This window comes from Streptomyces sp. NPDC087845, assembly GCF_044742755.1.
Lineage (GTDB): Bacteria > Actinomycetota > Actinomycetes > Streptomycetales > Streptomycetaceae > Streptomyces.
Map to the genome: position 1 here is coordinate 337,175 of NZ_JBIUVC010000008.1, position 24,017 is coordinate 361,191.

At 70.1% G+C, this 24,017-nt stretch carries 19 protein-coding genes; 4 read left to right on the forward strand and 15 right to left on the reverse strand.

Annotated elements, in window-relative coordinates:
• Window positions 1–301: 301 nt before the first annotated feature.
• The 4 genes from ACIOMQ_RS22440 to ACIOMQ_RS22455 form a co-directional block, all read right to left on the reverse strand.
• Window positions 302–490 carry a ferredoxin gene (locus ACIOMQ_RS22440; RefSeq protein WP_362206487.1) on the reverse strand — a complete coding sequence of 63 codons (189 nt, stop codon included), beginning with the start codon at window positions 488–490 and terminating at the stop codon, window positions 302–304.
• Window positions 491–521: 31 nt separating this feature from the next.
• Window positions 522–1,727: a cytochrome P450 gene (locus ACIOMQ_RS22445; RefSeq protein ID WP_362206488.1), complete on the reverse strand. Its 1,206-nt coding sequence runs from the start codon at window positions 1,725–1,727 to the stop codon at window positions 522–524.
• Between the two features lie 261 nt (window positions 1,728–1,988).
• On the reverse strand, window positions 1,989–2,726 hold the full coding sequence (locus tag ACIOMQ_RS22450; protein ID WP_402189994.1) for an SAM-dependent methyltransferase: 738 nt from the start codon (window positions 2,724–2,726) through the stop codon (window positions 1,989–1,991).
• Between the two features lie 498 nt (window positions 2,727–3,224).
• Window positions 3,225–3,845, reverse strand: coding sequence for a TetR/AcrR family transcriptional regulator (locus ACIOMQ_RS22455; RefSeq protein ID WP_402189997.1), 621 nt, complete (start codon window positions 3,843–3,845; stop codon window positions 3,225–3,227).
• Between the two features lie 135 nt (window positions 3,846–3,980).
• Here ACIOMQ_RS22455 and ACIOMQ_RS22460 point away from each other — a divergent pair, with 135 nt between their 5' ends.
• A complete protein-coding gene (locus ACIOMQ_RS22460) occupies window positions 3,981–5,402 on the forward strand; it encodes an amidase (protein WP_362206491.1) in 1,422 nt (473 codons plus the stop codon).
• Between the two features lie 518 nt (window positions 5,403–5,920).
• Here ACIOMQ_RS22460 and ACIOMQ_RS22465 read toward each other — a convergent pair.
• Entirely contained in the window at window positions 5,921–6,433 is a 513-nt protein-coding gene (locus ACIOMQ_RS22465) for a hypothetical protein (protein ID WP_401265318.1), read from the reverse strand.
• Between the two features lie 22 nt (window positions 6,434–6,455).
• Between ACIOMQ_RS22465 and ACIOMQ_RS22470 the strand changes: the two genes are divergently transcribed.
• Window positions 6,456–6,659, forward strand: coding sequence for a hypothetical protein (locus ACIOMQ_RS22470; RefSeq protein WP_362206493.1), 204 nt, complete (start codon window positions 6,456–6,458; stop codon window positions 6,657–6,659).
• A 510-nt stretch (window positions 6,660–7,169) separates the two neighbouring features.
• Here the strand turns inward: ACIOMQ_RS22470 and ACIOMQ_RS22475 are convergent.
• The 8 genes from ACIOMQ_RS22475 to ACIOMQ_RS22510 form a co-directional block, all read right to left on the reverse strand.
• Window positions 7,170–7,817, reverse strand: coding sequence for an SGNH/GDSL hydrolase family protein (locus ACIOMQ_RS22475; protein ID WP_401265322.1), 648 nt, complete (start codon window positions 7,815–7,817; stop codon window positions 7,170–7,172).
• A 169-nt stretch (window positions 7,818–7,986) separates the two neighbouring features.
• A complete protein-coding gene (locus tag ACIOMQ_RS22480) occupies window positions 7,987–8,760 on the reverse strand; it encodes a TIM barrel protein (RefSeq protein WP_362206495.1) in 774 nt (257 codons plus the stop codon).
• A 287-nt stretch (window positions 8,761–9,047) separates the two neighbouring features.
• Complete coding sequence (locus ACIOMQ_RS22485) at window positions 9,048–10,475, reverse strand: polysaccharide lyase 6 family protein (protein WP_362206496.1); 1,428 nt, start codon at window positions 10,473–10,475, stop codon at window positions 9,048–9,050.
• A gap of 130 nt (window positions 10,476–10,605) precedes the next feature.
• Window positions 10,606–12,039: a chondroitinase-B domain-containing protein gene (locus ACIOMQ_RS22490; protein WP_402190001.1), complete on the reverse strand. Its 1,434-nt coding sequence runs from the start codon at window positions 12,037–12,039 to the stop codon at window positions 10,606–10,608.
• Window positions 12,040–12,085: 46 nt separating this feature from the next.
• On the reverse strand, window positions 12,086–13,441 hold the full coding sequence (locus tag ACIOMQ_RS22495) for an alpha-L-fucosidase (RefSeq protein ID WP_402190004.1): 1,356 nt from the start codon (window positions 13,439–13,441) through the stop codon (window positions 12,086–12,088).
• Between the two features lie 364 nt (window positions 13,442–13,805).
• Window positions 13,806–14,672 (reverse strand): carbohydrate ABC transporter permease, encoded by an 867-nt coding sequence (locus ACIOMQ_RS22500; protein ID WP_401754367.1) that lies wholly within the window; start codon window positions 14,670–14,672, stop codon window positions 13,806–13,808.
• Window positions 14,669–15,643 (reverse strand): sugar ABC transporter permease, encoded by a 975-nt coding sequence (locus ACIOMQ_RS22505; RefSeq protein ID WP_362206500.1) that lies wholly within the window; start codon window positions 15,641–15,643, stop codon window positions 14,669–14,671. Before ACIOMQ_RS22505 ends, ACIOMQ_RS22500 begins: the two co-directional genes overlap by 4 nt.
• The gene (locus ACIOMQ_RS22510) at window positions 15,640–16,887 is read right to left on the reverse strand and encodes an ABC transporter substrate-binding protein (protein ID WP_402190007.1); all 1,248 of its coding nucleotides are present in this window, start codon (window positions 16,885–16,887) and stop codon (window positions 15,640–15,642) included. Before ACIOMQ_RS22510 ends, ACIOMQ_RS22505 begins: the two co-directional genes overlap by 4 nt.
• Before the next feature lie 567 nt (window positions 16,888–17,454).
• Between ACIOMQ_RS22510 and ACIOMQ_RS22515 the strand changes: the two genes are divergently transcribed.
• Complete coding sequence (locus ACIOMQ_RS22515; protein WP_362206502.1) at window positions 17,455–18,465, forward strand: hydroxyacid dehydrogenase; 1,011 nt, start codon at window positions 17,455–17,457, stop codon at window positions 18,463–18,465.
• Window positions 18,466–19,207: 742 nt separating this feature from the next.
• Window positions 19,208–20,794, forward strand: a complete 1,587-nt coding sequence (locus ACIOMQ_RS22520; RefSeq protein ID WP_402190010.1) for a N,N-dimethylformamidase beta subunit family domain-containing protein — start codon at window positions 19,208–19,210, stop codon at window positions 20,792–20,794.
• 188 nt (window positions 20,795–20,982) lie between these two features.
• Here ACIOMQ_RS22520 and ACIOMQ_RS22525 read toward each other — a convergent pair whose 3' ends face one another.
• Both ACIOMQ_RS22525 and ACIOMQ_RS22530 read right to left on the reverse strand, forming a co-directional pair.
• Window positions 20,983–22,248, reverse strand: a complete 1,266-nt coding sequence (locus tag ACIOMQ_RS22525; protein ID WP_401754358.1) for an arginine deiminase — start codon at window positions 22,246–22,248, stop codon at window positions 20,983–20,985.
• A 51-nt stretch (window positions 22,249–22,299) separates the two neighbouring features.
• Window positions 22,300–23,760, reverse strand: a complete 1,461-nt coding sequence (locus tag ACIOMQ_RS22530; protein ID WP_401754355.1) for a basic amino acid/polyamine antiporter — start codon at window positions 23,758–23,760, stop codon at window positions 22,300–22,302.
• Window positions 23,761–24,017: the final 257 nt, after the last annotated feature.

The following is a 24,017-nucleotide window of genomic DNA, read 5'->3' on the forward strand; positions in this document are numbered from 1 at the left end:
GGGTGCCTCTCGCACCGCACCGGCCCGTGCGACCGCCCCGCGCCGTTCCCACGTATACCGGGTCGAGGACGGAGAGGCTTGTTCCTTCGGGCCCGTACGGAAAGGTGTGAGACGGAGCCGCCGCCGTGTCCACCCCGGAGGACGCCTCGTCCGCCGGGCCGGGGCGCCGTTGTCACCGGGCGGGGTGCCATTGTCTCCGGGCGGGAAGTTCCTGCCGGGCCGGGCCTGTGCGCCGGGCCGGACGTTCCGGCCCGGCGCACAGTCGACGCCGAACTGCAGGGGTGGTGCGACCCGAGAGCCGCTATGCCAGCGTGATCGCCTGCACCGGGCAGACCCGGACGGCCTCCTTGACCATCGTGTCAGTGGCGCCCTCCTCGTGGCCCGGCAGCAGTTCGCTGAAGCCGTCGTCGTCCTGGGTGAAGACCTCGGGGGCGGTCAGCACGCACTGGCCGGCCCCGATGCACACATCCCTGTCGATACTGATCCGCATCAACGCGGCATCCTTTCCTGGAGGGTTCCGGTCACCACGCCACGGGCAGTTCGAGCATGCCCTGGAGCGTGTCGCCGGGCTTGAACGGGATCTCTTCGGCCGGTGCCGCCAGCCGCAGCCCCGGCAGCCGGTCGAAGAGGGTGCGCAGCGCGATCTCGATCTCGGCCCGCGCGAGGTTCTGGCCGAGGCACTGATGGATGCCGAAGCCGAAGGCCACGTGGTGGCGCGACCGCCGGCCGAGGTCCAGCTCGTCCGGCGTCGGGTACGCGGCCTCGTCCCGGTTGATCACCGAGGTGGACAGCACGACGCCCTCACCCGCTCGGATGGTCACCCCGCCCACCTCGATGTCCTCCGTCGCCAGCCGTGCCAGGCTGTCGACGATCGACAGGTAGCGCAGCAACTCCTCGACCGCGGTGGGCATCAGCTCCTCGGAGCCGCGCAACCGGTCCAGCTGGTCCGGGTGTTGAAGGAGGGCGAACGTCCCGAGCGAGATCATGTTCGCGGTCGTCTCGTGGCCGGCGATGAGGAGGATCTCGGACAGCTGGACCAGTTCGTCACGGTCCACGGCCCCGGATTCGAGCTGCTGGGCGATGAGCTCGTCGAGCAGCCCCTCGCCCGGGTCGGACCGTTTGCGCTCGATCAGCACCCGGAAGTACTCGTCGAGCGCGTTGCGCGCTTCTTCGACATCGGCGGCCCGGGGGCCGCGCAGCAACTTGCGCGACTGGGACTCGAAGAAGTCGTGGTCGGCGTACGGAACGCCGAGGAGCGCACAGATCACCATGGAGGGAACCGGGAGCGCGAAGGCGCTCACCAGATCGGTGGGCGGCCCCTGTTCGATCATGGTGTCCAGCAGCCGGTCCACGGTCTGCTGGATCCTCGGCCGCAGTGCGGCGATCCGCTTCACGGAGAAACTGGGGATCAGCATCCGCCGCTGCGCGTTGTGCTCGGGATCGTCGGTGCCGATCAGTCCGACCCGCCGCCTGGCGCTCAACGCCAGCCGCTCGGCGATCACCGGGAACTCGGGGTTCTCCCGAGCGGACGACAACCGCCGGTCGACCAGCAGCGCACGCGCCTCGGCGTGCCCGGTCACCAGCCAGACCCGGCGGCCGTCGAAGAGTCTGGCGGGAGACACGGGAGACAGCGGGGGTTGGCCGTCGTTCTGGGGCCGGTACTCCGTCGGAGGGTGGTAGGGGCAGGTACGGTCCTGCGGAAAGGAGACGGTCTCGGTGTCTGCCATGCCGGGCCTCGCAAACAGAATGGAGGGGGTTCTACCGATCTCCCTCCACTAGATGCCTCAGTCACCTAATTGGTCTACGCGATGTTCGGCCAACTCGTCGGGAATGCACGCCATGAGGCCGAAAGTACTCCGGCCCGGACGTGCCCCCACTCCGTCCGAGCGGGTCCGGGGCTCGTCACTCCCTCCGCGGTCGGCCGTCCGGACTTTTTCCGCGGTCCGCCGTCCGGGCGGCCCCGGGTCCCGTACGGGGCTCGTCCGGGGTCAGTCGGAGGTCCGGCGCAGGACCAGACCGACGAAGCCCCAGGTGTCCCGGTAGACGCGCAGCCATTCCGTGCGGCGGATGGTGGCCGTATCGAGCACGTGGGCGCTGTCCGGGTCCTCGGGGTGGTCCAGAGCCCAGGAGGCGAGCGACCCCCAGCAGGCCCACTCGTAGTCGTCCAGCTCGCGTCGCGTGCTGACATGCCCGTGGACCGGAGTCCATCCGTCGGCGACGACGCGGTCCACGGTGGCGGCCAGGTCGGTGAAGTCCCCGAGCATCTCGACGGCCTCCGGCGACGGCGGACGCTCCCAGAAGCCTTCGCCGATCAGAACGCGTCCGCCCGGGGCCAGGTGCTCGCGCGCCGCCGCGAGGGTGGGCAGCAGTCCGCCGAAGGCATGGGTGGCCCCGACGCTGATCACCACGTCGAACAGGTGTGGGGAACGGAATTCCGCGGCCTCCTGATGGTGCAGCACAAGCCGGTCCTGGACGCCGCGGCGGCTCGCCGCCTCCCGGGCCTGCCCCAGGGCGTCCTCGGAGAGGTCGACGCCCTCGGCGAGCAGGTTCGGGTACGCGGCGAGGGCACGCAGAAGCCATTCCCCACCACCGCACCCCAGGTCCAGTACCCGTTCGTCGCCACGCGGCAGGCCGCGTTCCAGTAGTTGCCGTACCGATGCGTCGTCCAGTGGGGACCTGATCGGGTGGTCCACATGGGCAAGGCCGGAGATCTGTTCACGGTTCACCGGCGCAGCCTGACAGCGCCGGAGGCCGTTCGCATGTCATTTAATCCGCGGACCGGGCCGGGTGGCTGGACGGCCGTGCGACGGCAATCGGCCCACTGGCACGGACAGTTGCTCCTGCTCCGTCGAACGGAACGGACACCCCCGTTCCGTGGCCGCCGCATCGGGGCCGAGCCGGGTATCGACCGGCGTCCGAAAATCGTTCCCGAACACCCTGGTGACCGACGCGACGCGGGCACGCCGCTGTGCGACGCCCCTCTGCGACGCCCGGCAGCAGTCGAGCGTGGCCGGGGTAACGGTCCTGCCGTTCTCGTCACGCGTCCGAATGCCGGCGCCGCGGGCCCGGAAGGTGACGCTGTCCGGCACGGAGGAGATCCCCCGGCACGCCCACCGGCCGGCCAGTCACACCTCGATGCCATGGGCGAGCTGTTTCGTGGCGTGGCCGAAGCCGATCCGGACGACGGACGGTACGCCGGAGTGCGCCCGGACGGCCCGGGGCGCTCAGTCGGCGCGAGGAAGCGGAACCGGTTGCCCCCAGAGGCCGGCCAGGTGCGCATGGAGGACGTCCTGCGCCTCCTGCCGGGTGAGATGCCCGATGAGGACGTGCGCGGTGAGGCCGTCCGCGAGGGCGAGCAGAGTGCGGGCCTCACGCTGCGGATCGAGGGAAGCCGCGCGGTCGGAGCCGTCACCGGCTTCCGTGATGAGACGGGTGAACGCCTCCTGCAGGGAGGCGTAGTTCGCCCTCAGCATCCCGGCGAGCGGCTCACTGACAGCCGCCTGCGCGATGAACGCGAGCCAGACCCTTGCCTCGGCACGGTGCTCTTCCCGGAGCAGCGAGAGCTCGGTGACGGCGTGGCCCAGGGCGGTGCCGGCCGACTGTGCCGGACTCCTGACGAGGCGAGCCCGTACCCGCTCGCCAATTCGCTCACCGATGTGCCCGAGAGCGAAAACGAGCATCTCCTCCTTGGTCCGGAAGCACCGCTGCACAGCGCCCATCGACACCTGTGCACAGGCGGCGACGTCGCGGAGGGTCACGCCCTCCAGTCCGCGTTCGTCGGCGAGGCGGCAGACGGCCTCCGCAATCCGGCAACGCCGGTCCGTGTGATCGACCTGCCTGGGCATACCCGGTCGCCTCCCTGGTTTCGCGGTGTTCTTTCGTAGAGCACTTTATTCGATGCGCGCGTATCGGATCCCGGGTTACAGTACCGATGCAAGTGCATCGGTACGTGGAACACGGATGGAAAGGGATACGAGCGCATGCAGGATGCCCTGTGGAAGATGTCTGCCGCCGCGCAGGCGGAGGCGGTGCGCAATGCCGAGGTCTCGGCGGCCGAACTGGTCGACAGCCACCTGGAGCGCATTGCCGAGGTCAATCCGCAAGTGAACGCGATCACGCAACTCCTGGCGGAGCGCGCACGCGCCGCCGCGGCACGGACGGACCGCCGGCGGGCCGCCGGTGAGGCGTTGGGGCCGCTGGCGGGCGTTCCGTTCACGGTAAAGGAGAGCACCGCCGTCGAAGGCGTGCCGACCACGTTCGGTACGCCGCGCTTCCGCGATCTGGTGGCCCCGGCCGACGCGCCCCCGGTGGCACGGCTGCGCGCGGCCGGGGCGATCCCGATCGGGCACAGCAACCTACCGACCCTGATCCTTGCGGGGATGCACACGCGGAGCGAGCTGTTCGGGGACACCGTCAACCCGTGGGACCGCAGCCGGACCCCGGGCGGCACCAGCGGGGGCGACGGGGTGGCCGTCGCCACGGGCATGGCAGCGCTCGGACTCGGCAACGACTCCGGTGGATCGGTGCGCGTCCCGGCCCAGTTCTGCGGCGTGGCCGGGCTGAAGCCGACCAGCGGACGCTTCCCCGCGGATCACCGCGTCCTCGGCCCGGACGACCCCGGGCCCGCGTCGCAGATGCTGGTGACCGACGGTCCGCTGGCACGGAGTGTGGGCGACCTGCGGTTGGCGTACGAGGTGTTGGCAGGGGTCGATCCACGTGACCCGCGGGCCGTACCGGTGCCCGCGTACGGTGAACCGCTTCCCGGCCCGGTGAAGGTCGCGGTCGTGCCGGACCCGGGCGGGCACGGCGTTCACCCCACGATTCGCGCGGCTGTCGAAACCGCGGCCGGGGCCCTGCGTGACGCGGGGTACGACGTGCGGGAGGCAGAGGACGTGCCGAGGCTGGACGAGGCACTCGATGCGTACGGCCGGATCACCGTGACCGAGTTCGCCACGACCTGGCCGGTGGTGCGGAAGCTGCTCGGAGAGGGCGGGGACCGCTTTATCGCGATGTCGATGGAGCAGACCCCGCCCGCGAGCGCCGACGAGTTCATGAAACTGATGGGCACCTGGATGAACATCCGCCGCTCCTGGGCCGAATTCCTCGACGAGTACCCGCTGCTGCTCGGCCCGGTCTTCACCGAGCCACCCGTCGAGCCGGGGCTGGAGTCGCGGGACAGAGCCGGGCGGGACCGGGTCGGCTCGGCGATGCGTCTGTGCACCGTGACCAGCTTCGTGGGCGTGCCCGGCGTGGCCGTACCGACCGGAGTGGTCGACGGGCTGCCGTCCGGAGTGCAGATCGTCGGACGCGCGTTCCGGGAGGATCTGTGCCTGGCCGCGGCCCAGGCAATCGAGGCCAGGCTCGGCGTCTTCACACCGGTGGACCCGCGCGTAGGGGAATGAGGTCTGCGTGAGCCGTTGACCCACACCTGGTCGGACCGATCTGCCCGCCACCGAAGGGCTGTCCCGTAATCCCTGGTGGATCGGCGTGCGGCGTCAGATGCGGTGCATCGCAAGGCGGAGGGACACCCGAATACTGGATGTATTCGGGCGTTCCGACAACGCGGCGAGGCGCCGTAGCCGTCGTCGCACGCCCGCCAGGGATTACGGGACAGCCCTGAGGCACGTCGACGGGGCGGCTCCGCCCCGGAAGCCGTCCCCCGCCCCGGCGACGGCCCGTCCACCGTCCGCTGCGCTGTGCCGTGTTGTGCTGCGGAGGCGAGGGCGAAACGCCGGTCCCCCTCGTGCGCGCGGATCCGGAACTGCGGCTGCGGCAGCGGCCGGTTGGGGGCACCGGGCACGCCGGTGCCCCCAGCCGGGCCGCACTCCGTCCCGCCGCGATCCTCATCCGGCCCCGAAGCCCATCGGGCAGCGCCCGGCCGCTGAGGAGTCCTTCGCCCGCGTCAGGACTCGCAGGCCGGTCACAGCTTGAACACCACTGCGCGCCAGGTCCATCCCGCGCCGAGGACCGCGTCCTGCAGGGGTGTCTTCATCTCCGCGGGGTCGCAGCGGAACACCTCCGTCCTGTGCAGGCGGCCGTCGGCCCCGCGTTCGACCTTCCACTGCCGGGAGACGGTGGTCACCTGCCCGCGGGCGTACTCGCGCGACCGTGCCAGCCTGGGCGTGTCACCGACCCACGTGACCTCCCACTGCTCGTCGAGGGCACGGACCTCGTGATTCGCCGGGACCAGGCGCATCCGGGTCTTGAGGGTCCGGCTCAGCTGGGTACGGACGAAGAAGGTGCGCCAGGCAGGCTCCCGGACCCGCCACTCCGCCACCAGGTCGGCGCCCTCGGAAGAAGTGCCGTTGCGCACAACGTACGGCACGTCCGGGCCGTTGATCCCGAGCAGAGCCGCCCGGACTTCCTCGGCGGAACGCGGTGCGACACCGCTGCTGGCGCGTTTGGTGCCGGTCAGTTTGTCGAAAAAGCCCATCGGGTCACCCTACGGACGGGCCGTGCGAACCCACAACCTGCGCCGCTCCCCCCGCGGCGCCCACCACCGGTTCGCCGCGGATCTCGATGCGCCGGCCGGCGACGGCAGCGTGTGGCTCGCACCGAACGACGGCGGTGCTGCCGGATGGGTGACGGTCCGCGCGGTCGTCACCCGTGGCGGGGTGCCGGCGTACAGCGGCGTCGCGTTGGTCAAACTCACCGCCTGAGCGGGTTCCTGACGGTTCACGCACCAAGCACGGAGCCTGCGCAGGGCCGAGGCCGAGGCTGGCCGCGGAGGCAGTGCGGCCCTTCAGGGTTTAACGCATCATGCCGGCCGGGGACGGTGCGATGCCCCCGGCACGCGAGGAGCCAGGACGCACACTCCACCGCGGCCCGCCCCGGGCGCATCGCCCCGGTTCAGTGGACACACGCTGCAATTCGGACACAACGGGGGTCGTCGGCCCGCGCTCCGACGGCCCGACCGCTGACGATGCGGCCGGGCAACTCCCGTGCGGCGGCGCCGCGTTCGCGCAGTGCGTTGTCCGCGGAAGCGGACGGGCGGCCTTCCCCGCCGCTGGACACGCGCACCGTCCCGGCGCGGCGAGCGCCGGCCAACAGCCTTTGCCCGGAGACGGTGAGGAGGCGGTGGCCCGCTCCCCCGCACACGTTGCGGCCCGGTCGCGGACCGCGACGGTCCGGGGCGCCCGCCGCGCGGACCGGCCGCCTCTCCAACCGGCCTACGGTCGCAGGCCCGAGGTGCCGGAGTCGATCGCGGCGAGCCAGGCGTCGGCGATCAGTCTGTGCCCGTAGGGACTCGGATGGACCCCGTCCGGGGCCAGTTCGGCCGCCCCCTTCTCCTCTGCGGCACGGAGCAGGGTGAGGTCCGCGCGGACCACCTGGGCTCCGTTGGCCAGCGCGGCGCGAAGGACGGCGTCGGTACGGGGCGACAGGTCCTCGTACCAGTCCTCCTGGCCGGGGGTGACCGGGAGGAGGAAGGGGGTGATGACGACCAGCCGTGCGGCCAGGGTCCGCGCGGTATCCGCGAGGAGGCGGTCGAGGCATGCCTCGAACTCGTCGACCGGGCTGATGAGTCCGCAATCGTAGCGCCGCCAGGTGTCGTTGATGCCGATCTTGACCGTGACCACGGTGGGCCGGTGGTCGATGACATCGGTGGTCCAGCGGGATTCGAGGTCGTACACGCGATTGCCGTTGAGACCCTTGTTGATGACGGCAGGACCGGCTCCGGTGCCCGTCCGGCCGCGCAGCGTCCGCGCGATCTCGTGGACGTATCCGCTGCCGAGCGACGCGGGATCCGTGCGGTCGCGGCCCGCGTCGGTGATGGAGTCACCGATGAACAGGAGTGTGTCTTCTTCTTTGATGTGCATGTCTACCGTTCTGGGTCGGGTGGGAACCGGGGGCGCGCATGCCGTCCGCCCCCGCTGAAAGACGTCGGTACCTCGCGGGTTCGGGCGAGCGCGCACCTGGTTGATCGTGGCAGCCTCCGCGCGGTGGCCGTCACGCGGTGCTCCCGTCGGACCCGCTCCGAGCGGTCGGCTACGCCGGGGGGCCCGGCCGGTGAGCCGCCGCGCGGCGCAGCGTCGCGGCCTCGCGCGCCAGCACCGCCGGATCGTCGCCGGGCACGAACTCCACGAGCGCGTCGAGCCGGGCGCGGCGCCGGTTCAGCAGGTCGAAGACCCCGGCCCACAGGTCCTCACGGTCTGCCAGCGGCAGTCGGCGGTTGCCCGGCCACCATGAGAAGACGTGCACCGCGGCAACCCGGTCGCCGAGCTCGGCAAGCCCTGCCAGCGCCTCCTCGTCGGGGGTGTCGAGCGGCGGCTGCCAGTAGGTGCGGAGGTTGTCGGCGCCCACTTCGTCCAGCAGCCGGAGGGTCGAGGCGACGGAGTCGGTGAGAGTCTTCGAATGGAACTCCAGTGCGAGCTCCAACCCGTGGTCCGCGGCGATCCGGGCCGCCTCCCGCAGGCGGGTCGCGGTCCCGCGCCGCTCGTGCGGCGTGGCATCCCGCGATCCGGTGCCGCCCGCCCAGACCCGCACCCGCGGCGCACCGAGGAGGACCGCGGCACGGGCGACCGCCGGGAATTCGGCCGAATCGTCCGGGGTGGCACGGAAGTACGAGCCGTACGAGCAGCAGGCGAGCCCGTACCTGTCGGAAGCCTCACGGGCCGCTCGGACCGTGCCGGGCTCCTCGGGAGGCGCGTGCACGTCCGCTCCCCACTCGATCACTTCCAGGCCCGCGTCCGCGGCGCGGCGTGCGACCTCGGCGGCGGGCAGCCGCCGGAAGGTGACGGAGCACAGACCCAGCCTCGTCACGGTGCCACCCGGCCCGGTCGGCGAGCGGTTCGGAACGCGGTACGCCGCATGGCGTCCCTTCTCCTCACGGTCACGACATCCCTTTCCTTCGGCCGCCTCGCGGCGGCCCGTATGCGGCCCTTCTCGGGCCCGTTCGGCGACAGCCGGCCGGCCGCGGGCGGGCCTCCGGCCGGCGGGGGCCCGGCAGGAGGCCCCGGCGCCCCTCCTGGAGGACGGACAGTCCGCGCGGAGGGACGGCCGGGCAGTCCGCCCGGAGCGGTCGGGCGGACCGTCTCACCGGTGGCCGCTCACGCTGCGTTCGGCCCCACGTCCGCGGTCGTGAGCGGGTGGCGGAGGGCGGGCAGCGTCGAGTACTCGTCAGCGCCGATGTCGCGCGTGCTGCCGCGCGAGTCGCCGTCGATGTCGTCGTCCACGGCCGGGCTGCCCAGCGTGGCCGCGCCGATCGCCGGGCTTCCCGCCGACAGTCGCGACACCCCGTCGGATCCCTGGCTGAGCCGGGGGTCGGCCCGGGTGCAACCGCCGGAAGGGATGTTGCCGTTGGACGCCGCACCCCACACCATGTTGCTCTGCCAGGTGAAGCCGGTGGTCGTCCCCATCGCGACGAGGCTGCCGGAGTCACCGACGAACAGGTTGTCGGCGATGACGGCGTCCCGTGGCTCGTACTCCCGGGTCTCGCCCGAGAGCGTGCTGGAGTTGCCGAGCAGGGTGTTGTGCACGATCACCGCGCGGTCGCACGCGTCGTTGCCCCGCCTTTCGTCCGGCGTCTCACCGGAGTTGTGGTCGCGGGTGGTGCCGCTGCCGACCACCATGGCCCGGCCCGACAGTCCGTTGAGGTAGTTGTTGACGATCAGGTGGTCGTTGCCGTACATGCGCACCCCGTCGGTGCCGCCGATCAGGTAATTGCCCTCCACCGTGGAGTGGTTGCCGTGGCGCAGCACGATCCCACCGCGGCTGTTGCGGATGGTGTTGTAACGGATCGTGTTGTCGGAGGACTTCACCGAGATGGCCTCGGGATCGCCGTCGCAGCGCTCGAAGAGGTTGTACTCCACGACCGCGTGGGCGCTGGACAGCGCCCGGCCGCTGACGCCGAGCCGGATCGGCTCACCGCCGTTGGCACCGGTGAAGCTGTGGTCGGAGAAGTGGTTCCTGAAGATGTGGAGGTTCTGGGCCATGTCGGTCGAGCCGGGGCCGTCGACGACGATGAAGATGCCGGCGGTGGTCTTGTCGTGGAAATGGTTCCGGTCGATCTTCGAGTCGTTCGCCCGCACGACGACCCAGTAGAGGCCGTCGATGTCCGCGAACTGGAAGTCGTTGCGGGTCAGCCGGATCGTCGAGCAGTTCGCCGGGATCTCCATCGTGGCGCTCTGCCGGAAGGCGAAGCCGCTGACGGTGATGTTGCTCGAATTGTTGAAGACAAAGCTGCGTTCGCCGCGCAGCACGGCACCGCCGCGGGTCTTCGAGACGATGGTGATCGGTGCCGCGCCGGTGCCGTTCTTGCCGGAGACGTTGATCGCGCCTCCCGAGGGAACGGTATAGGTACCGTCGGCCAGAACGATCCGGTCACCGGGTGCGGCAGCGTTGATCGCGCTTTGGAGTTCGGCCAGGGAACCGACCGGTGTGTCGGCCGCCGAGGCGCTGCCCGACAGCGTGGTGGTGAGGGGCACGGCGGCAAGCGCTGCCACCGCGGTGCTCCTGAGGAACGTGCGTCGTTGCATGATGGCCTCCTGTTGCGACAAGGACGTACCGGGCCGGATCCGTGCAGCCCCCGCGGCTGGACGTACCGGTGGCCCGTGGTGGGGACAGCCGGGGGGTGAACCCGTCCGGCTGTCCCTCTCGTGGGCGTGCTCAGCGAGCGTAGGGGCCGACGTCGGCAGGGTTCAGCGGCCGGCGCCGGGGTGGCCTGTTCGCGTACTCGTCCGCGCCCACGTCCCGGGCCCGCCCGCGCGGCTGGCCGTCGATGTCGTGGGTGACGGGCGGCCGCCTGAGCGTGCCCGCGTCGATCGCCGGACTGTCCGCCGCCAGCCGGGCGACGCCGTCCGGGCCGATCACCAGCTTCGGGTCGATACGGGTGTAGCCGCCGGCCGGGATGTTGCCGTCGGCGGCGGCGCCCCACAGGATGTTGCCGGACCAGGTGAACCGTACGGTGTTCGCCATCGCGACCAGCTCGCCCGAGTCACCGACGAACAGGTTGTCCGCGACGGTCACATCGCGCGGCTCGTGGGGCCGCTGGCTCTCGCCGGAGAGTGTGCCGTTGTTGTTCACCAGGGTGTTGTACGCGATGAGGACCCGGTCGGGCGCGTCGTTGCCGCGGCGCGCTTCGGGTGTCTCGCCGGGCAGGTGGTCGCGTTCCGAACCGCTGCCGATCACCATGGCCCGCCCGGACAGACCGGCGAGGTGGTTGTTGACGATCACATGGTCGTTGCCGTAGATCCGCACGCCCTCCGTGCCGGCGATGAGGTGGTTGCCCTCCACGCGGTTGCGGTTGCCGTGCCGCAGGACGATCCCGCCGAAGCTGTCGCGGATGGTGTTGTACCGGATGGTGTTGTCCGAGCTCTTGACGGAAATGGCCTCCGGGTCGCCGTTGGCGCGCTCGAACAGGTTGTACTCCACGACCGCATGGGCGCTGGACAGCGCCCGGGGGCTGACGCCGAGCCGGATCGGCTCGCCGCCGTTGGACCCGGCGAAACTGTGGTCGGAGAAATAGTTGCGGTGCACGTGGACGCGCTGGGCCATCTCCTCCGTGCCCGCACCCTCGATGCCGAGGTAGATGCCGAGCGTGCTCTTGCCGTGGAAGTGGTTGTGATCGACCTCGCTGTCGTCCGCACGCACCATCACCCAGTGCACGCCCTCGATGTCGGCGAGCTGGAAGTCGTTGCGGGTCAGCCTGATGTGCGAGCAGTTCGGGGGGATGTCCAGGGTGCTGCTCTGGCGGAAGGAGAAACCGCTGAGGGTGATGTGGCTGGACGCGTCGAGGACGAAGCTCAGCTCGCCGTCGAGGACGACGCCGCCACGGGACCGGGCGACGACGGTGATGGGCGCGCGCTCGGTGCCCTGCTTGTTCCGGATGGTAAGGGGCCGGTCCGAGGGGACGGTGTATCTGCCGTCGGCCACGACGATGCGGTCACCCGGTCGGGCCCGGTCGATCGCGGCCTGGAGCTCGTCCAGCGAACCGACGGCGGCCGGGGCCGTCTTCGCGCTCGCGGTCAGCAGACCGCCGGTGGGGGCGACGGCCAGCGCCGCCCCTGCCGCGGTGCCCATGAGGAACGTGCGGCGTTGCATGATGCCTCCGTGAGTGTGGTGGTGGATCGAGGGGGCCTGGCCCGTCTCAGCCGTCGGCCCGGTCGGCCGGAGTGTCCAGGAAGAGCTCGATGACGGGCACGGGGGTGTCGGGGCGCTGGACGGGGATTTCGAGCGTGAGCGTTCCGGCGGGCTGCCCGCCCATTTCGGTGTTCTGCGCGGGCCGGTCCGGATCGATGTGGACCTGGACGATCTCCGAGGCGTCGTTCAGCAACTGGGCGTAGCGCACCCGGCCGGCGAGTCCCGGCAGATGCAGATGGCGCAGCGGCCAGGCGAGCAGGTGGACGTAGAGCCGGTCGCCGCGCTGGGTGTACCGGCATTCGGCGGGCGCGGTGTACGGCGACGGGCCGCAGCCGCGGACCGACCGCTCGTGCAGGTCCATCCACCGGCCGATCTCCCCGAGGACGGCGACGGCGCGCGGTTCGAGGTCGCCGCGGCCGGTCGGGCCGACGTTGAGCAGCAGGTTGCCGCCCTTGGACACCCCGTCGACGAGCATGCGGATCAGCAGGTCGGCGCTCTTGTGGTCCAGGTTGTCGCGGTCGTAGCCCCAGCTCCCGTTGAGCGTCTGGCACGCCTCCCACAGCACGGGCAGCCCGTCCTTGGTCATGGGACCGGAGGGCTGGTACTGCTCGGGGGTGATGAAGTCGCCGGGAAGGCCGGTCCGGTCGTTGACGAGGACGTGCGGCTGGAGTTCGCGGACCGTCTCCAGCAGCTTGGGGGAATCCCAGTCGTCCGGGCCCTTGCCGCCCCACCAGCTGCGGCCCGCGTACGAGAAGTCGAAGAACAGGTAGTCGACGCGTCCGAAGGAGGTGAGCAGTTCGCGGACCTGGCCGTGCAGATAGCGCTGGTAGTCGCGGATGTCGCGGTCGGCGGCCGCGGCCTTGAACTCCTCGTCGTCGCGCTGGGGATGGGTGCCGTCCACGGGGAAGGACGGGTGGTGCCAGTCGATGAGGGAGTAGTAGAGGCCGACCTTGAGCCCTTCGGCGCGGCACGCCTCGACGAAGGGCCCGACGAGGTCGCGGCCGTACGGGGTGTTGGTGACCTTGTAGTCGGTGAGGGCGCTGTCCCACAGGCAGAAGCCGTCGTGGTGCTTGGTGGTCAGGACGACGTACCGCATGCCCGCCGCCCTGGCCGTCCTGGCCCACTGGACCGGGTCGTAGCGGTCGGGGTCGAAGTGGTCGAAGTAGACCTGGTACTGCTCGTCGGTCAGCTTCTCCCGGTTCTTGACCCACTCGTGCCGTGCGGCGAGGGAGTACAGCCCCCAGTGGACGAACATGCCGAACCGGTCGGTGGTGAACCAGGTCGTCTCCGGGGCCGCCGCGGCGGCCTGGGACTTGGCGGCCGCGGACGGGTACGCCGCGGGTGTGTCAGCGCTCGAAGTCATGGGGAATCGCTCCTTGTCGTCGGCATCCGGTGGCGCATTCGGTGCGTTGTTCGGCGCTCCGATCGGCGCGACCGGAGGGCTGGTCGTGCGGGGTGGTTCGAGGCATGGCGGGCGTCGGCGGGTGCGGACCGGTCGAGGAACGTCCTCCTGCGGCCGGCCGCGGCGCGCGACACGTGCCGGGCCGGCGGTGTCGGCGGGACGCATCGACCCTCGGGCCGGGCACGGCTCGTGGGGGTGGGCGGGCGTGTCGCGGTGCGGCCCCGCCGCCGGGCCGGGGTCCGCGGTGCGGCGACGCCGCACCCGGTGAACTCCCGGGCACCGGTGGCGGCTTCGCCGCGCGGCGCGGGGCGGACGGCTTGCCGGGTCAGCCCTTCAGCGCGCCGGAGGACAGACCGTGGACGAAGGAACGCTGGAAGAACAGGAAGACGATCACGGAGGGCAGCAGGGCCAGCAGGGAGGCGGCCATCACCACTCCGGGGGTGACGGCGGGGTCGATCCGCAGGGTGCGGAGCGCCAGCGGGAGCGTGTAGGAGGAGGAGTCGGTGGAGACGAGGAGAGGCAGCAGGTACTGGTCCCAGATCATGGTGAAGCCGAAGACTCCGATGACCCCGAGCGCGGGCTTGCACATCGGCAGGATGATCTGGGCGAAGATGCGCAGGTCGCCGGCGCCGTCGATACGAGCGGCCTCTTCGAGTTCCCGGGGTACGTCCTTCATGAACTCGGTCATCACCAGGATGGAGAATCCCCAGGCGCCCAACGGGACGATCATTCCGGCCAGGGTGCCGATGAGGTTGAAGTGGACGACCGGCAGGTCGGCGAGGATCAGGGACAGCGGGAGGGCCAGGATCTCCTCGGGCAGCATCAGCGTGGCCAGGATGGCGACGAGCACCAGCGTCATCCCGGGGAAGACCTTCCTGGCCAGCGCGTATCCGGCCAGGACGGAGACGGCCACCTGGAGGAGCAGTCCGAAGCCGACCACGAAGAACGAGTTCAGCAGGTACGCGAGCACGCCCCGGTCGAAGGCGATCCTGAAGTTGTCCAGAGTGGCGCCCGAGGGGATGATGCTCAGCTGTGTCGGGTCCTTGACATGGCCGAAGGCGCTGACCAGCAGGGCCAGCAGGGGCCCGGCGAAGACGGTCAGGACCAGCAGGTAGGTGACGGCCTTCAGGATCCGCCCGCCCGGGCTCCTGCTCTCGGTCAGGCCCAGCGCGGTCTCGTTCGGGGCATTCATTTGCTCTCCCTCCGTCGCAACAGGTGGACGACGATGGTCAGGATCAGCGTCGCGACAAACAGCAGGACGGCTCCCGCCGCGCCGACGCCGAGTCGGTTCTGCTCCAGCCCGAGCTTGTAGATCAGGGTCATCACGACCTCGGTGGAGCCGTCGGGCCCACCGTTGGTGAGCAGGAACACCTCGGTGAACACGCGCAGTCCGCGGATCGCGGCGAGGATGAACAGGATCGAGAACACGGACCGCAGTCCGGGCACCGTCACATGCCACACCCGCTGCAGCCTGGAGGCACCGTCGACCTTCGCGGCCTCGTACAGACCGCGGTCCACACTCGTGAGCCCGGCGAGGAAGATCATCATGTCGTAGGGGGCGCCCCGCCAGATGCCGGTGAGCATGATGGAGGCCATCGACGTGTCGGGGTCGTTGATGAATCCGGAGGGGCCGAGCCCCACCAGGCCGAGGATGGAGTTGAGCATGCCGTCCTCGGTCGGGTGGTACATGATCCGCCAGAGTTCGGCGACGACCGCGATGGGCACCACGACCGGCAGGAACGCCGCGGAACGCACGAATCCCAGTCGGCGGCCCTGTCCTTCCATCAGCAGCGCGAGTACGAGGCCGAGAGCCATCGAGCCGGCTGTCTGCCCGGCGGCGAGGACGACGGTGTGCCACGCGGCCTCGCGGAAGCCGTCGGATTGGAGAACCGTGGAGTAGTTCTCGGTGCCGACCCACTTGTTCCCGAGATACGGCTGGACGTCCTGGAAGGACATGGTCAGCGCATTGGCCATGGGGATGAACTTGAAGTACAGGAAGAGGAGCAGCGCCGGGGCCAGAAACAGCCAAGGCGTCCACCATCGGCCCGCCCGGCGGTTGCGGCCGCGGCGGTCGGCGGCGGTCGCGCCGGGCGGGCGGCCCGTTGTCCGGGCGCCGGGGCCGGCCGCCGCGGGGGCGGCCGGATTCGCCTGGTCGAGACTCATGACGCGGCGATTCCCTGTTCCTTGAGGATGTCGGCGAGCTGCTTGTCGAGCTCGCCCAGCTTGGTCTCGACGTTCAGGCCGCAGTCGGCCATCAGCGCGTTGACGGTATCCGCGGTGGTCTGCCGTACCGGGGTCCAGTTCGGGATGGACGGCGCGTAACGTCCGGAGGTCTGGTACGCCTTGGCGTATGTCGCCCAGCGGGGGTCGGGGCGGACCTCGGAGATGTCCACCGTCTTGTTGACGGGCAGTTGCACGGTGAAGCCGGTGTCGCCCTGCATCCCGGTCTTCTGGCCCTCGGCGGAGATGGCGAAGTCGGCGAAGGCGTCCTGGCCCACCCGGTTCTCGGAGCCCGCCATCAGGTAGATGGAGAGACCCTCGGCAAGCACGGTGGCGTCCTTCGGACCCTTGGGCATCGGCACGACCTCGTACTTGTCCTTGCCGAGAGTCTCGTCGAAGCGGGGCAGCAGGTACGGGCCCACGACGTACATGCCGGTCCGGCCCGCCTCGAACGTCTCGTTCGTGGGCGGGGTCTCCATGGTCACGGCGCCGGGCTGGATGGCCTTGTCCTTGCAGCCGAGGTCACGGAACCACTGCACGGCCTCGACCGATTCCTTCGTGGTCATCGCGGGCTTGTACGTACCCTTCCCGGTCTCGGTGATGAAGTCCCCGCCCGCGGCCCAGAGGAAGTTGGAGAAGTACCAGGAGGCGTATCCGCGCTTGGTGGAGAGGGGGGCGGCGAGGCCGAAGGTGTTCTTCTTGCCGTCGCCGTCGGGGTCCTTGGTGGTGAAGGCTTCGGCCATCGCGGCGAAGTCGTCCCAGTTCTGCGGGACTTGCAGCTTCAGCTTCTCCCGCCAGTCCTTGCGGATGAGCAGCGCGGACGCCTGCGCCGAGTACGGCAGGCCGAACTGCTTGCCGTCCACGCTCTTGCCGGAGTCCAGCCCCTGGCCGATGGCCTGCTTGCTGCTCTTGATCTTGTCGAGGTCGATCTCCCGGAGCAGACCTTGGCTGTGCATGGCACCGAGCTGTGTCACATCGTTCATGACGATGTCGGGGAGGTTCTTCTGCGCGGCCCGCTGCTGCAGTTTGGTCTCGAAGTCGTCGAAGATGGCCGTGACCTCGACCTTGTAACCCGTGGCCTTCTCGAAGGCGGCAGCGAGCTTGAGTGTGCCCTGCTCTCCCGGTCCGCCCGGTGTCGTCCTGGTCCACAGTTCCAGCGGTGCCTTGGAGTTCTGCTTGGCGTCCACTCCCGCAGGCCCGGATGTACAGCTGGTGAGGACCAGTGCTGACGCGAGGAAACCCGCACCGATCCATCGCGATCTCTGCATGACAACTCCTGTTTCGCCGCATCACAGCTGGCCTGGAAAGCGCTTGCTGGGGACGCTAACGGGGGCCGAATCCGCGGTCAATAGTCCGATGAATACAAAAATCTTGCGATGCCTTGCAGCAGTCACGGCAGACGCGCCTACGCATACCTTCCCTGCGGTACGGCGCCCCCACAAGGGAAGCACCCCACCCGAGATATCGCCTGCTGGAAGCGTAGATCAGTCGCCTGAGGCACCAATCACCCCACTTCGCGGTGATCGTGCACGATCCTGACGGCCGCCGGGGCGGCAAGGACAAGGCAACTGCACTCAACCCAAGGGCTTCTACAGTCCTCCGATGTATCGTGCTTCAAGTGCGCCGACCAAGGTACTGAACAAGCCACGTCAATGTCTGACATCCAGTCAGACATTTCCCCACACGCCCGATCAGGGGCCGCGGGTCGGTCCACCGACGGCCCGTGAGCGAAAGAGCTGAGGAGTGCGACGTACATGAACGAGCCGGCAACCAGACCGACAGCACTGCTGGTCATGGAGGAAGAACGCAGGTCAGACGTCTATCCTCGCGAGGTTCTCGCCGAAATCGACCGGCTCGTGCACTGGCAGGGTCCGCCCCTGACACGGCAGCAGCTCGACGAGGACCCCGAGGTTCTGCGGCGGATCGACGTCCTGCTCACGGGCTGGGGAGCACCCGTCCTCGATGCCGCCTTCCTTTCGCACGCCCCTCGCTTGCAGGCCGTCCTCGTCGCGGCGGGCTCCGTGCGGCACCTGACCACACCCGCTTTCTGGGCACGCGGTATTCCGATCGTCTCCGCGGCGGCCGCCAACGCCGTCCCGGTGGCAGAGTTCACCCTCGCCCAGGTCCTCCTCGGGTTGAAGCAGGTGCACCGCATCGCCCGGGACGTGGCGAGCAGCCGTCGCTACCCCCGGAACCCCAAGGTCCCGGGCGCCTACCGGTCACGCGTGGGCTTGATGGGGCTCGGGCACATCGGCCGCCTCGTCGCGGCCCACCTCAGCCGCTTCGACATCGAGATCCTCGCCACGGACCCCGTCGCCTCCGCGGACACCGCCCGGCGGACGGGCGTCCGGCTCGTCGGTATCGAGGAGCTCTTCGCCACCTGTCATGTCGTCAGTCTCCATGCCCCGCTCCTGCCCGAGACCCGCGGCGTGATCGGAGCAAGGCTGCTGAACTCCCTGGGGCCGGGCGCCACACTGATCAACACCGCGCGTGGGGCGCTCGTCGACGAGGACGCCGCGGCGGCGGTCCTGCGCGCCAGACCCGACCTCACCGCCGTGCTCGATGTGACACACCCGGAGCCTCCGGTCCATGATTCACCGCTCTTCACCCTTCCCAACGTCGTTCTGACGCCCCATCTCGGCGGAGCTCTCGGGGCCGAACGCCACCGCCTCGGACAGCTTGTGCTCGACGAGCTCCGCCGCTATGTGGCGGACCAGCCTCTCCAGCACGCCATCGATCCCGCGCTCGCCCCGTCCCTGGCCTGACGCCGCGGAGGCCGGTCGCCCGGTGCTCTCCAAGTCCGCGCCCCCGCACCGCATACCTGAATCCATGTCCGCATGCGCCCCGCCGCTCCTCGGCATCTGTGCCGAGGAGCGGCGAACGGCCGGTTCACGGCCGGGCCGATGACGACGAGCGGAGCGTTCGGCCGGTGCCTGTGGCCCTGAAGGGCGTCCGCGTGGAAGTTGCGGGAGCCGGCCCGTGAGCTCGCTCCAACGATCAACCCCGGCACCCCCGTTCGGCGTCACTCGCACCACAGGGCCATGACCGGCCCCCTCGGCGCCCCGGAGGCAACGCCCATGACGCAGCGGACCGCACGCTCACGGGGCGTCGCCGCGCCGGTCCGGGTCGCTGCCTTCGCCCTTCCCCACCGCCGCCCCGATGCCCCTGCCGTGGCATCGCGTCGGCGGTTGGGCCCCGGGGATCGCCCTTCGCGCCGCAGCGGGGCTCGCGCCTCTTTTGACGGGTGGAGGACGCCCCTCGGGTGGCCATTGCCGTACTGAACCGCATCCGGATGTCCGCCATCGGCGCCTGCCTGACGGGGCGGTGCGGGATCTGCCGGGAGCCTGCGCGGGGGCGACGGCAGGGTGGCGGGCGCGAGGAGATCAGCCCCGGACGGCCGTGCCCGACGCGGCCCGTCCCCGGTTCGGCCCCACCCCGGTCGTCGCCGAGCAGATGGCGGGTGAAGATGGCCGGTGACAGCACTGCGGGACGGGTTCGGCGGGCGACATGAAGCATGGTGACAGGCAGGACACCGGGACTCCCGGCCGGCTGGACCGCAGGCTCTTCCTCGCCGCCGCAACAGGCGGTGCGCTGGCCGGCGGCGCCGCAGTGACCGGTTGCCACTCCGCAGCGACCGGGCGGTCCGGCACCGGATCCGCCACGCCTGGCACCGACCGCCGCGCCGAAAGTGGGGAGAGTGCCCGGGCGGGGGACCCCGACTGGCGCATCCGTTCGGTGGGACCACCGGAGGCCATCGAGGGCTATACCGACAAGGTGAGCGTTTTGCCGGGCGAGGAGTTCGGCCTGTACGTCTCCACCGCCGCCCCGGGGTTCCGGGTCTCGGCCTACCGCGTCGGCTGGTACGGCGGAGCGCAGGCGCGAGCGGTCTGGCGTTCACACCGAGTGGCCGGGTCGGTCCAGGCCCGTCCCCGGCTGCTCCAGGTCACCCGTACCGTACGGGCGGACTGGCGACGCAGCCTCCTTGTCCGCACCGGCGGCTGGCCGGAGGGCGCGTATCTGCTCCGGCTGGACTCCGAGGACGGCCACCAGCGCTATGTGCCACTGATCGTCCGCTCGCCGAGCGCGGCGGGCAAGGTCGTGCTGATGCACGCCGTGGCGACCTGGCAGGCGTACAACAAGTGGGGCGGCTACAGCCTCTACCAGGGTGAGAACGGCGCGTACGGCACGCGGTCGCTCGCTGTCAGCTTCAACCGTCCCTATGACAGCAACGGTGCCGAGAAGTTCATGGTCTACGAACGCGCGGCGGTGGTCCTGGCGGAGAGGCTGGGTATCCCGCTCGCCTACACCACGGGCGTGGACATCCATCGTGATCCCGGCATTCTCCACAACGCTGCCGGAGCACTCTCACTGGGACATGACGAGTACTGGACGCCACAGCAGCGGGCGTACATCACCCGGGCGCGCGACGCGGGCACGAACGTGGCCTTTCTCGGCGCCAACGCCTGCTTCCGCAGGGTCAGGCTGGAGCCGGACGCCACCGGTGCCGACCGCACTGTCGTCTGCTACAAGACCGATTACCAGAACGACCCGTACCTTGCCGACCACCCGGACATGCCGACCAACGACTTCCGCCGGCCGCCCGGCGCCTCCCCCGAGTCCTCCCTGACCGGTGTCCTCTACGAGGGCTATCCCGTGGACGCCCCGTATGTCGTCCACCGCGGCGACCACTGGCTCTTCGAGGGGACGGGAGTGAAGCAGGGAGACTCCTTCGACCATCTGGTCGGGGTGGAGTACGACCGGGTCACTCCGGGCATGCCCTCCCCGGCGCCGATCGAGATCATCGCCCATTCCCCTCTCGTGTGCGAGGGCAGGCCCAGCCATGCCGATTCCGCCTACTACGCCGTGCCGAGCGGAGCCGGCGTCTTCGCCTCCGGGACGATGCGGTGGGTCGAGGCCCTGATGGCGGGGACCCGGGAGAACGGACGCAACCACGGCATGGACGCCCGTACAGGCGCCTTCGTCACCCGTGCCACGGAGAATCTGCTCCACGCGTTCGCGGCGGGCCCGTGCGGCCGGAGCCGCCCGAAGCCGAGGGGCAATGTGAGAGACGTGTACGCGTCCGCACCACGCTGACACCATGGGTACGGCCCCGCCGCCGAACACCGTTTGCCGGGCGGGTCCGCACGGGGCGGCACCAGCGGTCCGGGCGGGCGGCTGCTCCGCACCGTCCGTGCCGAAGTGCGCGATCGCGTAAGGAAGCCGGCCGGCGACCCGGCGCCGGGGACAGCAGACGCACATCCCGCGGGTGGTCGCCCCGGGCGTCAGAAGTCGACCGCGTCACGGACGAGCGGGCAGGTCATGCAGTGGCCTCCGCCGCGTCCGCGGCCGAGTTCCGCGCCGACGATGGTGATCACCTCGATGCCTGCCTTGCGCAGAAGCGTGTTGGTCTGGGTGTTGCGGTCGTAGGTGAAGACGACGCCGGGCTCCAGGGCCACGGCGTTGTTTCCGCTGTCCCACTGCTGGCGCTCGGAGGCGTAGACGTCGCCACCGGTCTCGATCACATGGAGCCGCGGCAGACCGAGGCCCCCGGCCACGACCTCGACGAACGGTGTGGTGCCCTCGTCGGTGATCTCGATGCCGGGGGCCTTGTCGCCCGGACGCAGGGAGAAGGTGTGGACCGCGTCCATGATGCGCGGGTACAGGGTGACGATGTCGCGGTCGGCGAAGGTGAAGACGGTGTCGAGGTGCATGGCCGCGCGCAGCTTGGGCATGCCGGCGACGATGACGTGCCGGGCCGCGCCGTGCTCGAAGAGAGAGGCGGCCACCTGGGTGATCGCCTGGCGGGAGGTGCGCTCGCTCATGCCCATGAGAACGACACCGTTGCCCACGGGCATGATGTCGCCGCCCTCGAACGTGGCCTGGCCCCAGTCCTGTTCGGGGTCGCCCCACCACACCGTGCTTTCCCTGAAGTCGGGGTGGAACAGGTAGATCGCCTTCATCAGCAGGGTCTCGCCGTGCCTGGCGGGCCAGTACAGCGGGTTCATGGTCACGCCGCCGTACAGCCAGCAGGTGGTGTCCCGGGTGTAGAGCGTGTTCGGCAGCGGCGGCATCAGATACTCGCGCGCCCCGGTCGCCTCACGGGCGAGGACGACATACCCGGAGCGGAACTCGTCGGGCAGATCGGCCGTGGACAGGCCCCCGATGAGGTACTCGGCGAGGTCGCGGGGTGCGGTCGACTCCAGGAAGGCACGCGTGTCGTCGATGAGGCCCAGACCGACCTCGTTGGCGGTGATCTTCCGGTCCAGCAGCCACGTTCTCGCTTCGGGGATCGCCATGGTCTCGGCGAGCAGGTTGTGCAGTTCGACGACCTCGACGCCGCGCCGGGTCAGTTTGCCGACGAAGTCGGCATGGTCGCGCTGTGCGTTCTCCACCCACATCACGTCGTCGAAGAGCAGGTCGTCGGAGTTGGTCGGGGTGAGACGCCGGTGCGCGAGCCCGGGTGAGCAGACCAGGACCTTGTGAAGCCGTCCGACCTCGGAATGAACGCCGAAGGCCGGCTTCGGCGTGGCGATGGTGTGGCTCGTCATGGTGAACCTTTCCGGAGGATGCGGCACGCGGAGGAGGACCGGTCGGCCGGTTCAGAGCTCGATCCAGCCGGCGGCCAGGGCGACGATGCCCACGACGGCGCCGACAACCGATACGGCGCAGATGGCTCCCTCGGCCGGGGAGAACAGACGCCGGTTCTGCTCGCGCCTGGCCTTGACGAAGAGGAAGGTGGCGGGCGCGTAGAGGACGAAGGAGACCAGGACGAACTTCAGGCCGGCGGCGTAAAGGAGGAATGCCGTGTAAAGGGTGGCGAGGACGGCGATGGCCAGTTCCCGGCGTGTACCGCGTCCCACCGCCTTCTCCCGCTGCGACCCGAGAGCGATCTTCACGGCGAAGGCGGCGGCCAGAAGGAAGGGGATGAGGCTCAGAGCGCTCGTCAGGTCGAGGGCGAAGTTGAACGCGTCGTCGGAGAAGGCTGTGACGATCAGGACGACCTGGCTGAGCGCCGTGGTCATCAGCAGGGCCGGGACCGGCACGTCGTCACCGCTGGTGCGCCCGAGGAAGCGGGGCATGTCGTCGTCCTTGGCCGCGACGAACAGCACCTCGGCGGCCATCAGGGTCCAGGCGAGATAGGCGCCGAGGACGGAGACGATGAGGCCGGCGCTGACGAAGACCTCGCCCCAGGTGCCGACCGCCGCCTCCAGGACGCCCGCCATCGAGGGCTGGCGAAGTTCCGCGATCTCACTCATCGGCATGAGCCCGTACGACACGATTGTCACCGAGGCGAAGATCGCGAACACACTGAGGAAGCCCAGGACGGTGGCCCGTCCGACGTCCTCTCGGCGCCTGGCGTGCCGCGAGTACACGCTCGCGCCCTCGACGCCGAGAAAGACGAACACCGTGGCGAGCATCGTGCCGCGCACCTGGTTGAACAGCGAGCCCGCGTAGTCGGCGCCGCCGAAGTTGTCCGCGAACACGGACGGCTTGAAGAAGAACAGGGCGAGGAGCACGAAGACGAGAATCGGGACGATCTTGGCCACGGTCACGATCCTGTTGATCGCCGCCGCCTCCTTCACGCCTCGCCGGACCAGCAGGAAGAACGCCCACAGGCCGACGGACGACAGGACCACGGCGAGGGCTGTGTCCCCGTCACCGAGGGCGGGCGCGATCGCCCCGATCGTCGACATGATCAGAACCCAGTAGGTGACATTGCCGACGCAGGCACTGGCCCAGTAGCCGAAGGCCGAGAAGAAGCCGAGGTATTCGCCGAACCCCGCCTTGGCGTACGCGTACACACCGGCGTCCAGGTCGGGGCGCCGCACCGCGAGCGTCTGGAAGACGAAGGCGAGCATCAGCATGCCGACGCCGGCGACCGCCCATGCGATGAGCGCCCCGGCGACCCCGGTCTCCTGCGCGAAGCGACGCGGCAGGGAGAACACCCCGGCGCCCACCATCGAGCCGACGACCATCGCGGTCAGTGTCAGGAGCGTCAGCCTGACCGCGGGCGTGGCACCGGAGGATGCGGCGTCTGTTCTGGAATCAGCGTTCGTCATGACCTGTCTCGGAGGCGTACTCGGGGTCGTTGTGGGGGGCTACTGGCCGGGTCGGCCCCGGTTCGGCCGTTCGGGGTCGGATCGGCCTCTTCGCTCTCGAAGCCGGTACGTGTCACGGCTGCCCGCGCCGATACGTGTCGCAGCCGCAGGACGCCGGGACCTCGCAGTACCGACCGACCCGCCGAGGCCCTCGGGTCGGCAGCCTCCGACGGGCTTTCCGCCCGCCCCTGCCGGATCTGTACGTATTCGACAAGGCT